Here is a 13123-nt window from a genome sequence, read left to right on the forward strand (position 1 = left end):
CCATATCCAAACCAAAAAAAGAGCTGCACACTACATGCAGCCAGTATTCAAAACCCTGCTTTTCCTTTGATCTCCTTCAAAAATTCACTAGCTTTCATTCTTGCTTTTTCCGCTCCATAGGAGAGGATCTCATCTAATTTATGGGGGGACGCCATTAATTCGTTATATTTTTCCCTCGGTTCTTCGAGGCGGGTGTTCATGAGTTCAAATAGTGCTTGCTTGGCATCTCCCCAGCTGATGCCTTTATTGTATTCTTCCCTCATAGCCTTTACTTCACTTTGATCAGCAAACTCCTTGTAGATGGAAAAGATGATGGAGTCATCCGGATTTTTGGGTGATTCAGGCGGTAGGGAATCCGTCTTGATTTTATTGATTAATTTCCTCAGTTTTTTCGGTTCTGCGAAAAGAGGGATGGTGTTGTTATAGCTTTTGCTCATTTTTCTGCCATCAAGCCCTAATAAAATGGAGGATTCTTTTTCAATGATGGCTTCCGGGAGCTTGAAGGTTTCCCCATAGTTCTTGTTGAATGCCTCAGCAAGGTCTCTTGCGATTTCCACATGCTGAAGCTGGTCTTTTCCGACGGGCACTAAATCAGTGTTAAAGAGCAGGATATCCGCTGACATCAGGACGGGATAGGTGAATAACCCCATGTTGACACCATCGTCTAAGTCTTTGCCTGCAGCTCTATTTTTTTCCACAGCGTCTTTGTAGGCATGGGCGCGGTTCATGAGGCCCTTAGCGGCAAAGCAGGATAAAATCCAGCTGAGTTCAAATATTTCCGGAACATCTGATTGCCGGTAGAAGATTGATTTTTCCGGGTTTAGGCCAAGGGCGATCCATGTCGCTGCGATTCCATAGGAAAGCTGCTTCATTTCATGGGGATCGTGGATTTTCGTCAATCCGTGGTAATCGGCGACAAAGTATACGGGATTGTAATCCTTTTCCTCGGCAAGGGCCAAGGCGGGTTTGATTGCACCTATATAGTTGCCAAGATGGATTTGGCCGGTTGGTTTGATGCCGGTTAAAACTGTTTTTTTCATTTTTGCTCCTCCGTTCAAAGAAAATAAAAAAGGGTCCCCCATCCTATAAAAAGGACGGGAAACCCGTGGTGCCACCTTCATTCGGCTGCTGACAGCCGCGCTCAAAGAGTACGGAAATAATACACATGATTATTTCGATACCTGTCTTTTTTAACGGTAAGACTCTCCGCCGTGGCCTACTTATGGTTCAGCCCGGATGCTCAGAAGCCCATTCAATATAAGTTCACACTGATTCCCACCAGCCATCAGCTCTCTTAAGTGCCGCTTACATCTACTCTTCTTCTTCAATGCAATAGTATGATTTCAATTATTGTAAATTATGGATATTTAAATTGCAATAGTTATTTTAAAGATTAGGGGAAAGGGCGGTTTCCTACCGCTGAAGGATGGGCCTATAAAGAATAGAGAAAATTTTTTGTAGGCCTGTTTCTTTAGAAAAAACAAGGGTATTAAAGTAATAATTATCGCATAACGGGTTTAGACCATGTGTGAACATGGAACAATGGTTACATATCAATTCGTTGCCAAGAAGAATGTCTTTCATGTATAATTTATGTCAAAGATAGTCAAAGTCAAGTCAAAGGATTGGGGGTGACTTGGTGAGGAACATTTCAGACATCATTGAAAATTATTTGAAGCAGGTTTTATCCTTGAGCCAAAGTGAAATATTGGAAATCAAGAGGAGTGAAATCGCGGATAAGTTTCAATGCGTCCCCTCCCAGATCAACTATGTAATCAATACCCGTTTCACGATTGAGAAGGGATATTTGGTGGAAAGCAAAAGGGGAGGCGGCGGGTACATTCGAATCATGAAAGTACAGTCACATGATCAGGCACATTTGATCGATCAGCTGATTTCTCTTGTAAAATCAAGGGTTTCCCAGGCAAGTGCAGAGGATATTGTCTTCCGTTTGGTGGAAGAGGGCGTCCTTTCCGAGCGGGAAGCAAAGATCATGATCAGCGTCATGGACCGTTCCGTCCTTTTCATTGAATTGCCTGAGAGGGATGAGCTCCGTGCAAGGATGCTTAACGCGATGCTAATGACTTTAAAGTATAAATGATGAAGAGGTGAATGAATTGATTTGTCAGGAGTGCAATGAACGACCAGCGACTCTTCATTTTACAAAAATCATCAATGGTCAAAAGACAGAGTTCCACTTATGCGAGAAATGCGCCCAGGATAAAGGGGAGAGTTTTTTATTCGGCGACCCATCAGGGTTTTCAATCAATAACCTGCTTGCAGGTCTTTTTAGCAGCGATAATATTTTTCAGAAGGAAAAGCAAACCCTTCCGAAGAATGAAGTAGTTCAATGTGAACGGTGTTCCATGACGCTTCCGCAATTTATCAATATTGGACGTTTTGGATGCCCGAATTGCTATCATGCGTTCCGCAATCATCTTGATTCCATCTTAAAAAGGCTTCATAGCGGGAATACAGCACACCATGGGAAAATCCCTGAAAGAATGGGCGGATCCATTCATACGAAGAAACAGATCAATTTATTGAAAGAAGAAATGAAGGCGTTGATCGAAACGGAGGAATTTGAGAAAGCCGCTGAGCTGCGCGACCAAATCCGTTCGTTGGAGAAATCCTTGAAGCAGGGAGGGGAATCTTCATGAGCCTTGAGAAATTTTTGAATCAAGCGGTCAGCAGCTGGATGTGTGAACAAGGACCGGATTCTGATATTGTGTTAAGCTCCCGCATCCGATTGGCCCGGAATTTGAATGATTATAAATTTCCGACGATGTTCTCTAATGAAGAGGCGGCTGAGATTGTAGCAAATGTGGAGAAGAATCTGGAGAATGAAGCATTCCATCAGTTCGGCCAGATCGAAAGTTTGAAAGTGAACGAACTGCAGCCGCTCCAAAAGAGGGTGCTCGTCGAAAAGCACTTGATCAGCCCTTACCTTGCGGAGGATTCCAATTACCCGGCTGTGCTGCTGTCAGAGCAGGAAGATATCAGCATCATGATAAATGAAGAGGACCATATAAGGATTCAGTGCCTGTTTCCAGGGCTTCAATTAAAAAATGCATTAAATCGAGCAAATCAAATCGATGATTTAATGGAGCAACAGGTAGATTATGCATACAATGAAAAATTAGGATACTTAACCAGCTGCCCAACCAATGTCGGTACAGGGCTCAGGGCATCTGTCATGATGCATCTGCCGGGACTTGTTTTGACGCAGCAGATCAATAGAATCATCCCGGCAATCAATCAACTTGGTCTAGTTGTTAGAGGAATTTATGGGGAAGGCAGCGAAGCTTTAGGAAACATCTTTCAAATTTCCAACCAAATCACGTTGGGGAAATCTGAAGGTGACATCATAGAGGATTTATACAGCGTGGTCCAGCAGATTATTTCCCAAGAAAGGTCCGCTAGGGAAGCATTAGTCAAAACATCAAACATACAATTAGAAGACAGAGTGTATCGATCTTATGGTGTTTTGACCAACAGCAGAATCCTTGAATCAAAAGAGGCTGCCAAATGTTTATCCGATGTTCGTCTTGGGATTGATTTAGGGTTCTTTTCCCATATTTCCAGAAACATATTAAATGAACTCATGATTCTGACTCAACCAGGATTTTTACAGCAATATGCCGGTGGGCCGCTCAGACCTGATGAGCGCGACATCAGAAGGGCTGCATTGATACGTGAGCGATTGAAGTTAGAGGAAAATCAGAATAGCAAGGAGGAAAACTAATATGATGTTTGGACGATTTACAGAAAGAGCGCAAAAGGTGTTGGCCCTGGCTCAAGAAGAAGCCATTCGATTATCACACAGCAATATCGGCACAGAGCATGTCCTTCTTGGATTGGTAAGAGAAGGGGAAGGCATTGCAGCAAAAGCTCTATATGGACTTGGATTGAGTCCTGAAAAGATCCAAAAGGAAGTAGAGACGCTAATCGGAAAAGGGCAGGATTCCTCCCAGACGATTCAATATACACCGAGAGCAAAGAAAGTCATCGAATTATCTATGGATGAAGCACGTAAACTCGGCCATTCCTATGTAGGTACAGAACACATTCTCCTTGGATTGATCAGAGAAGGAGAAGGCGTGGCAGCACGTGTTTTAAATAACCTTGGCGTCAGCCTGAATAAAGCACGCCAGCAAGTGCTTCAGCTGCTCGGAAGCAACGAAGCGAATAATCACCAGGGCGGTTCAAGCTCCAATGCCAATACACCGACTCTTGATGGATTGGCCCGCGATTTGACAGCCATTGCCCGCGAAGGCAGCCTTGACCCGGTCATCGGAAGAAGCAAGGAAATCCAGCGCGTCATTGAGGTCCTCAGCCGCCGGACGAAAAACAACCCTGTCCTGATTGGGGAGCCTGGTGTCGGGAAGACAGCCATTGCGGAAGGGTTGGCTCAGCAGATCATTAATAATGAGGTGCCTGAGATCCTGCGCGACAAACGCGTCATGACCCTTGATATGGGAACAGTTGTAGCGGGCACTAAATACCGCGGTGAGTTTGAAGATCGATTGAAAAAAGTGATGGACGAAATCCGACAAGCGGGGAACATCATTTTATTCATTGATGAATTGCATACATTGATCGGTGCAGGCGGAGCGGAAGGCGCAATCGATGCGTCTAACATTCTGAAGCCGGCACTTGCAAGGGGAGAATTGCAGTGCATCGGTGCTACGACCCTTGATGAGTACCGTAAATATATTGAAAAAGACGCGGCTCTTGAAAGACGGTTCCAGCCAATTACCGTCGATGAGCCGACAACTGAAGAGTCCATCCAGATTTTGAATGGCCTGCGCGACCGCTATGAAGCCCATCACAGGGTTTCCATCACCGATGCAGCGATCGAAGCGGCAGTGAAGCTTTCTGACCGCTATATTTCAGACCGGTTCCTGCCGGACAAAGCGATTGACTTGATCGACGAAGCAGGTTCCAAAGTGCGCCTCCGTTCTTATACCACTCCTCCGAATCTGAAGGAGCTCGAAGCGAAACTGGAAGAGATCCGTAAAGAAAAGGATGCTGCTGTACAGAGCCAGGAGTTTGAAAAAGCTGCTTCATTAAGAGATTCTGAGCAGAAGCTTCGTGAAGAGCTGGAAGAAACGAAGAAATCCTGGAAAGAAAAACAGGGGCAGGAAAACAGCGAAGTCACGGTAGAGGATATCGCACATGTGGTATCCAGCTGGACTGGTATTCCTGTATCGAAGCTTGCACAGACGGAAACAGAGAAGCTTCTCAACCTTGAAGAAATCCTGCATTCCCGCGTCATCGGACAGGAAGAGGCTGTGAAAGCTGTGTCCAAAGCGGTGCGCCGTGCAAGGGCAGGATTGAAGGATCCAAAGCGCCCGATTGGCTCATTCATTTTCCTTGGGCCTACAGGCGTCGGAAAAACAGAGCTTGCCCGCGCATTAGCTGAAGCAATGTTTGGCGATGAGGATGCCATGATCCGCGTCGATATGTCTGAGTACATGGAGAAGCACTCCACTTCACGACTAGTGGGATCTCCTCCAGGCTATGTAGGATATGATGAAGGCGGACAGCTTACAGAGAAGGTTAGAAGGAAGCCTTATTCCGTCATCTTGCTGGATGAAATCGAAAAAGCTCACCCTGATGTTTTCAATATCCTATTGCAGGTCCTTGAAGACGGAAGGCTTACAGATTCCAAAGGACGCACAGTGGATTTCCGCAATACTGTCGTCATCATGACATCAAACGTTGGTGCAGATGCATTGAAACGGAATAAATATGTCGGATTTAACATCCAGGATGGTGAACAGGATTATAAAGATATGAAAGGGAAAGTGATGGAAGAGCTGAAAAAGGCATTCCGTCCAGAGTTCCTCAACCGTATCGATGAAATCATTGTTTTCCACTCACTTGAAAAAGACCACCTGAAGCAAATCGTCACATTAATGGGCGAACAGCTTACAAACAGGCTGAAAGAGCAGGAAATCAATCTTGAACTCACAGATGCAGCCAAGCTGAAGATCGCTGATGAAGGATTTGATCCTGAGTACGGGGCACGTCCGCTCCGCAGGGCCATTCAGAAGCATATCGAAGACAGACTTTCAGAAGAACTATTGAAGGGTACTGTATTGACTGGCCAGCATGTGACCATCGATGTGAAAGATGGAGAATTTGTGGTCAAAACCAATGAGGCAACCGGAACATTATCATAAATAAAATGAGAGGTACACGAAAAGCGTGTACCTCTTTGTACATATGACGAATTTTTGTATTATTTTCCAACTTTCATGCTTATGGGAAATATACCTACATACATATGTAGAGAGGAGTACAGGATGGCGAAAAAAAAGACGAAATTTATATGCCAATCATGCGGATATGAATCAGCCAAATGGATGGGGCGCTGCCCTGGGTGCGGGGAATGGAACCAGATGGTCGAGGAAGTAGAAGTGGTTTCTAAGGCGAAGGGGGTCTTTCAGCACTCTGCACCGGGAAAAGCCGCTAAAGCTTCACCGATAACATCGATTGAATCTGTACAGGAACCTAGAATAACAACAGATATGAAAGAATTGAACAGGGTACTTGGAGGCGGAGTCGTCCCCGGCTCGCTTGTTTTGATCGGGGGAGATCCCGGCATCGGAAAATCTACGCTTCTGCTTCAAGTATCGGCGCAGCTTGCCAGGCTTGATCACCAGGTCCTTTATATCTCCGGTGAAGAATCTGTGAAACAGACAAAACTAAGGGCAGACCGGCTGAATGTCCTTTCACCGAATTTATTTGTATATTCCGAGACGAATCTTGAATCCGTCCATCAATCGATAGAAGAAGTAAAACCGGACTTTGTGATTGTGGACTCCATCCAGACCGTTTATCACCCGGAAGTGACATCGGCTCCGGGAAGTGTATCCCAAGTCCGGGAGTGTACAGCTGAATTGATGAGAATTGCGAAAACAAAGGGTATCGCCATATTTATCGTCGGGCATGTTACAAAGGAAGGTTCGATTGCAGGGCCGCGGCTTTTGGAACATATGGTAGATACCGTCCTGTATTTTGAAGGGGAGCGCCATCATACATACAGGATTCTGAGGGCAGTTAAAAACCGTTTCGGCTCAACCAATGAAATGGGCATATTCGAGATGAAGGAAGCGGGTCTTGAAGAAGTGGAAAACCCTTCTGAGATCTTTTTGGAAGAACGTTCGAAAGGGGCTTCCGGGTCAACTGTCGTGGCTTCCATGGAAGGAACCAGGCCTGTCCTGGTGGAAATCCAGGCTTTGATTTCACCGATGAGCTTTGGGAATCCAAGGAGGATGGCTACAGGAATTGACCATAACCGGGTGTCCCTGTTGATGGCCGTGCTGGAGAAAAGGGTGGGCATGCTGCTTCAGAACCAGGATGCCTACTTAAAAGTGGCAGGCGGGGTGAAGCTCGATGAACCTGCCATTGACTTGGCGATTGCTGTCAGCATCGCTTCAAGTTTCCGCGATCAGCCTACCCGCCCAACGGATTGCTTTATAGGTGAGATAGGCCTTACGGGGGAAGTAAGGCGCGTATCACGGATCGAACAGAGGGTCCAGGAGGCAGCTAAACTTGGATTCGAACGAGTCCTCATCCCGACCAATAATATCGGAGGGTGGTCTTTCCCGCCGAACATCAATGTAGTAGGTGTTTCTTCTGTCAGCGAAGCATTGCAATTTGCATTAGGAGGCTAACCTGTATGGATGATAAGAAGCAAGCGGATAAATCCATGTCTGACATCTTGCAATTTGTGGCTCCGGGCACTCCCATCCGGGAAGGCATAGAGAACGTGCTCCGTGCCAATACGGGCGGATTAATCGTGATGGGATACAATGAAAAAGTCCGCTCCATCGTAGATGGCGGTTTTCATATCAATTGCCCATTTTCTCCAAGCTATTTATATGAATTGGCTAAAATGGACGGTGCGATCATCCTTAATGAGATCGGTAGTAAAATTTTGATTGCCAATGCACAGCTGGCCCCGGATGCAGCGATTCCTTCTACAGAAACAGGGATGAGGCACCGGACAGCAGAACGGGTCGCCAAGCAGACGAAAGCACTCGTCCTGGCTATTTCCCAGCGCCGCAACGTCATCACGCTTTATCAAGGGAATTTCCGCTACGCTCTAAAAGACATCGCTGTGATCCTAACGAAAGCGAATCAAGCCATCCAAACTCTGGAGAAATACAAAGTGGTTCTGGATCAGAGCATTGCAAGCCTGTCTGTCCTGGAGTTTGAAGAATTGGGGACATACAGCGACCTTCTTCAAGTTCTCCATCGTTTTGAGATGGTCCTTAGGATCAAGAATGAACTTCTCTCCTATTTAAGCGAATTGGGGACGGAGGGAAGGCTCATCCGGCTGCAGATGAACGAATTGCTCGCAGACATCGAGGAAGAAGCGATGATGATCATCAGGGATTATGCGGCAGATCGTTCCATAAAGCCATTTGAAATTTTATATCGTTTTCAAGAGCTGGTCAGCACAGATGTTTTGGATGACGGCATGCTTTTGAAGCTTCTTGGCTATAGTGGCTTTGTTCCGATGGAAGAAGGGATCTGTCCCCGCGGGTACCGGGTGCTGAGCAAAATCCCCCGCCTGCCGGTGGTGATTATGGAGAATTTGATCACTGAATTTGAAAAACTTCCCAATATATTGAAGGCAAGCGTCGAAGCCCTTGATGACGTAGAAGGAATTGGGGAAGTGAGAGCGCGCAAGATCAAAGAAGGGCTGAAACTCATTAAAGACCAGACATTTGCAGACCGTCAATTATAAAATATTTTAAGGGGTCAATTGTGTCTAAAATGACACAGGAAGAAAATTGACACCCTTATACGTACGGTGCTACTCTAAGACCAAGAAGCACTTACAAATCATTACAGTTATAACGGATTTATTATATTAATAAAACAAAAAGATGTCTTTTTTGTAACATAGCCAAAATTAAATGTTTTCCTACGTTTCAAATTTAGGATTTTGTTTATAATGAGTAAAAGGAGGTGAAGGAATGTTAAAGCGTATAGTGCAAGCGTGTTTTATCATTTTAGGTGGAACGCTTGGGATTTTTCTCATTCCTGATTTATTAGAGTTTACTAACTTTTCTACACTGACTTTGATTAATAATCCATATGTAACCGCCATTTTAGGAGCCATTATTTTTTATATTGTTGCTTTTTGGGCTGTGGATTACGTTGTTGATTTTGTGAAATGGTTTGAAGATTCTTTGGTCAAAGCGCCTGTAACAGATATATTGTTCGGAAGCCTTGGATTGATTTTTGGGTTGATTGTCGCATTTTTAGCAGGACTTCCGCTGAACACCATCCAGATTCCGATCGTCAATACAGTGGCACCTATCCTTTTGACGCTGCTGCTTGGATACCTGGGGTTTCAGGTTGGCTTCAAAAAGCGTGATGAACTAATTAATTTATTCTCTATTTCGAATCGATCAAATAAACGAAAGCATCCAGAAGATGAATTGGAAAAGCCGGTTAAAACATTAAAAATCTTGGATACAAGCGTTATTATAGATGGCCGCATTGCGGATATCTGCCAAACGGGATTTATCGAAGGAATCATCGTCATCCCTCAGTTCGTCCTTGAGGAGCTTCAGCATATCGCAGACTCTTCCGACGCATTGAAACGGAACCGGGGGCGCAGGGGCCTTGATATCCTGAACCGCATCCAGAAAGAGCTGGATATTGAAGTCCAGATTTATGAAGGGGACTTTGAAGAAATCCAGGAAGTGGACAGCAAGCTGGTTAAATTGGCAAAGCTCACAAACGGCATTGTTGTAACCAATGATTTTAACTTGAATAAAGTCTGCGAGTTTCAAAATGTACAAGTATTTAATATCAATGATCTGGCAAACGCCGTTAAGCCTGTTGTCCTACCTGGGGAAGAGCTTAAGGTGCAGGTCATTAAAGACGGGAAAGAACAGAATCAAGGGATTGCGTACCTTGATGACGGCACAATGATTGTCGTCGAAGAAGGACGGAACTATATCGGCAAGTATATCGATGTACTGGTGACAAGTGTACTCCAGACATCAGCAGGGCGAATGATCTTTGCGAAGCCCAAGCTATTAGAAAAAGCGCTATAATCAGAATGGAGCAGACAAGATGATGAATTATCAGGTAGTCATTCCTGCTGCAGGGCAGGGAAAGAGAATGGGTGCAGGGAAGAATAAACTGCATATCCCGTTGGATGGACTTCCGGTTATTTCTCATACTCTACAGGTTTTTCTAAGCGATCCCAGCTGCAAGAAGATTATATTGGCCATCAATCCGGATGAAGAGGAGTTTTTTTCCTCCATGGTGAAAGACCTGCAGGCAGAAAAGCGGGTATCATTTGCAGCCGGAGGGACTGAACGCCAATATTCCATTCATAACGCACTGAAGACTGCAGATCCAGAAGGCATCATCCTGGTACATGACGGGGCGAGGCCGTTCATCCGCCAAGAGGTCATAGACCGCCTGGTTGTTCAAGCCGAGAAGGTGGGAGCGGCAATTACAGCCGTTCCGGTAAAGGACACCATCAAAAAAGCGGTGAATATGGAAGTGTCAGAAACAATTGAACGATCAAGCTTGTGGTCTGTACAGACGCCACAAGCTTTTCGTATTTCTTTATTGCTGCAAGCTTATGAATCGGCTGAATCGGAAGGATTCCTTGGAACGGATGATGCTTCCCTTGTGGAGAGGATCGGAGCACCTGTAAGTATAGTAGAAGGCCATTATGACAATATAAAATTGACGACGCCGGAGGATCTTTACTTTGCAGAAGCAATTTTAAAGAACAAAGGCTGACTGGGGGAAATAATATGTTTCGAATTGGACAAGGTTTTGATGTACATCAATTGACGGAGGGGCGCCCGCTGATCATCGGGGGGATTGAGATCCCTTATGAAAAAGGGCTCCTCGGACATTCGGATGCAGATGTTCTGCTTCATACCGTAGCGGATGCGTGCCTGGGGGCAATCGGAGAAGGCGATATCGGCCGTCATTTTCCTGATACAGATCCGGAATTCAAGGATGCGGACTCCGCCAAACTTTTGACGCACGTTTGGGGAATTGTAAAAGAGAAAGGGTACAGCCTCGGCAATATCGACTGCACCATCATCGCACAGATGCCTAAAATGGCGCCTTATATCCCTGCGATGCGCGAGAGGATTGCAGAACTGCTTGAAGGGTCTGTTGATCAGGTGAATGTGAAAGCGACGACAACCGAAAAGCTTGGCTTTCCTGGAAGAGGGGAAGGAATTGCCGCGCAGGCAGCTGTCCTTTTGCAAAAAGGGTGAAGTTGGAGAAATACTTTATTACGGAACTTTAAAATGGTAAAATATTAGAATCAATTCATGCCATATCGGCATTGACCATTTATTGAGGAGGCATTTTTATGTCAAATGAAATTCGCGTCCGGTATGCTCCGAGCCCAACTGGACATTTACATATCGGAAATGCGCGGACAGCGCTATTTAATTATTTGTTTGCCCGTCATCACAAAGGGAAATTCATCATCCGCATCGAGGATACAGATCAAAAGAGAAATATCGAGGGTGGAGAAGAGAGCCAGCTGAAATATTTGAAATGGCTTGGAATGGATTGGGATGAAAGCATTGATATGGGCGGTGCGTTCGGCCCTTACCGCCAATCAGAAAGAAACCATATTTATGAAGGATACTATAATGAGCTTTTGGAAAAAGGCTTGGCATACAAATGCTATTGTACGGAAGAAGAGCTTGAAGCAGAACGCGAAGCACAGACTGCACGCAGTGAAATGCCGCGCTATTCCGGGAAATGCCGCCACCTGACAGAAGAAGACAGGAAGAAATTTGAGGAAGAAGGCCGCAAGCCAAGCATCCGCTTCAAAGTCCCTGCAGGAAAAGTCTATACTTTCAATGACATGGTGAAGCATGAAGTTTCTTTTGAATCCGACGGCATCGGTGATTTTGTCATTGTTAAAAAAGACGGCATTCCGACTTATAACTTTGCCGTGGCAGTAGATGATTATTTGATGAAGATTTCTCATGTACTTCGCGGGGATGACCATATTTCCAATACTCCAAAACAGCTGATGATTTTTGAAGCATTGGGCTGGGAGCCGCCGACTTACGGCCACATGACATTGATTGTAAATGAAAGCAGAAAGAAATTGAGTAAACGCGATGAAAGCATCATCCAGTTCATCGAACAGTATGAAGCATTGGGCTATCTTCCTGAAGCGCTTTTCAATTTCATCGCTTTATTGGGCTGGTCTCCAAAAGGAGAAGACGAGCTTTTCACGAAGGAAGAGTTTATTGATATTTTTGATGCAGACCGCCTTTCTAAGTCACCTGCATTATTCGATACGCAGAAATTGACTTGGGTCAATAACCAGTACATGAAGAAGCTTGACCTGGAAAAAGTGGTTGAATTGTCCCTGCCTCACCTTGTCAAAGCAGGAAGAGTCAGTGAAAACTTGACGGACGATGAGTTGAAATGGGTCAAAGATGTCATTGCCCTATATCAGGAACAAATGAGCTTCGGCGCAGAAATCGTCGAGTTGTCCACTCTATTCTTTGAAGATGAGCTGGAATATGAAGCAGAAGCGAAAGAAGTTCTTGCTGATGAAGACGTCCCGGCGGTTCTTTCCGCGTTTCTTGAAGAAATTGATAAGCTTGAAGTATTTGATGCTGCAGGCATTAAAGCATCGATCAAAGCTGTTCAAAAATCAACAGGCCAAAAGGGCAAGAAATTGTTTATGCCGATCCGTGCAGCGGCAACCGGCCAAACACATGGACCTGAACTTCCGAATACAATTGAGCTTTTAGGGAAAGATAAAATAAAACAGCGTTTGCTGAGCATTATCGGTTAACATTTTTGCCGTTGTGTAATATAGTAAGGTTATATATGTGAAAGTGATGATGAGGAGAAGTAAAAAAGTGAAGCTTTTTAGAGAGAACCATCACCGGCTGAAAGTGGTTCAGGCCAATCATTTTTTGAAATGCACCTCAGAACCTTGATTCGAACGATTTGCATCCAGTAGAATCGAGCGGGAACCTGCCGTTACAAGGATAAGTTGGGATGTGGGCATTTATTGCAGCGTCCAAACAGAGTGGAACCGCGCATAAGCGTCTCTGTCTTTTTGGCAGAGGCGCTT

The 13123-nt window shown here is 45.1% G+C and carries 11 protein-coding genes and 2 other annotated features; of the genes, 10 read left to right on the forward strand and 1 reads right to left on the reverse strand.

The window, feature by feature from the left end; translation table 11 throughout:
* Window positions 1-47: 47 nt before the first annotated feature.
* The gene (locus ABTV07_RS00565) at window positions 48-1040 is read right to left on the reverse strand and encodes a tryptophan--tRNA ligase (RefSeq protein ID WP_433746185.1); all 993 of its coding nucleotides are present in this window, start codon (window positions 1038-1040) and stop codon (window positions 48-50) included.
* 47 nt (window positions 1041-1087) lie between these two features.
* Window positions 1088-1337: a binding site (T-box leader), on the reverse strand.
* 302 nt (window positions 1338-1639) lie between these two features.
* On the opposite strand from ABTV07_RS00565, the gene ABTV07_RS00570 reads away from it, so the two are divergent.
* From ABTV07_RS00570 to gltX, 10 genes are all read left to right on the forward strand, one after another.
* Complete coding sequence (locus ABTV07_RS00570; RefSeq protein WP_433746188.1) at window positions 1640-2101, forward strand: CtsR family transcriptional regulator; 462 nt, start codon at window positions 1640-1642, stop codon at window positions 2099-2101.
* A 16-nt stretch (window positions 2102-2117) separates the two neighbouring features.
* Window positions 2118-2660: a UvrB/UvrC motif-containing protein gene (locus ABTV07_RS00575; RefSeq protein ID WP_433746191.1), complete on the forward strand. Its 543-nt coding sequence runs from the start codon at window positions 2118-2120 to the stop codon at window positions 2658-2660.
* Window positions 2657-3745 (forward strand): protein arginine kinase, encoded by a 1089-nt coding sequence (locus ABTV07_RS00580; protein WP_433746194.1) that lies wholly within the window; start codon window positions 2657-2659, stop codon window positions 3743-3745. The genes ABTV07_RS00575 and ABTV07_RS00580 overlap by 4 nt, the downstream gene beginning before the upstream one ends.
* Window position 3746: 1 nt before the next feature.
* Complete coding sequence (gene clpC, locus ABTV07_RS00585; RefSeq protein ID WP_433746197.1) at window positions 3747-6188, forward strand: ATP-dependent protease ATP-binding subunit ClpC; 2442 nt, start codon at window positions 3747-3749, stop codon at window positions 6186-6188.
* A 123-nt stretch (window positions 6189-6311) separates the two neighbouring features.
* Window positions 6312-7685 carry a DNA repair protein RadA gene (gene radA, locus ABTV07_RS00590; protein WP_433746199.1) on the forward strand — a complete coding sequence of 458 codons (1374 nt, stop codon included), beginning with the start codon at window positions 6312-6314 and terminating at the stop codon, window positions 7683-7685.
* Between the two features lie 5 nt (window positions 7686-7690).
* On the forward strand, window positions 7691-8764 hold the full coding sequence (gene disA / locus ABTV07_RS00595; protein ID WP_433746202.1) for a DNA integrity scanning diadenylate cyclase DisA: 1074 nt from the start codon (window positions 7691-7693) through the stop codon (window positions 8762-8764).
* Between the two features lie 232 nt (window positions 8765-8996).
* Window positions 8997-10088 (forward strand): PIN/TRAM domain-containing protein, encoded by a 1092-nt coding sequence (locus tag ABTV07_RS00600; protein ID WP_433746204.1) that lies wholly within the window; start codon window positions 8997-8999, stop codon window positions 10086-10088.
* Window positions 10089-10110: 22 nt separating this feature from the next.
* Entirely contained in the window at window positions 10111-10791 is a 681-nt protein-coding gene (ispD, locus tag ABTV07_RS00605; RefSeq protein WP_433751017.1) for a 2-C-methyl-D-erythritol 4-phosphate cytidylyltransferase, read from the forward strand.
* A gap of 14 nt (window positions 10792-10805) precedes the next feature.
* A complete protein-coding gene (ispF, locus tag ABTV07_RS00610) occupies window positions 10806-11282 on the forward strand; it encodes a 2-C-methyl-D-erythritol 2,4-cyclodiphosphate synthase (RefSeq protein ID WP_433746207.1) in 477 nt (158 codons plus the stop codon).
* A gap of 98 nt (window positions 11283-11380) precedes the next feature.
* The gene (gene gltX / locus ABTV07_RS00615; RefSeq protein WP_433746210.1) at window positions 11381-12838 is read left to right on the forward strand and encodes a glutamate--tRNA ligase; all 1458 of its coding nucleotides are present in this window, start codon (window positions 11381-11383) and stop codon (window positions 12836-12838) included.
* 37 nt (window positions 12839-12875) lie between these two features.
* Window positions 12876-13105 (forward strand) — a binding site (T-box leader).
* Window positions 13106-13123 lie beyond the last annotated feature (18 nt).

The organism is Falsibacillus pallidus, from assembly GCF_050990905.1.
GTDB lineage: Bacteria > Bacillota > Bacilli > Bacillales > DSM-25281 > Falsibacillus > Falsibacillus pallidus_A.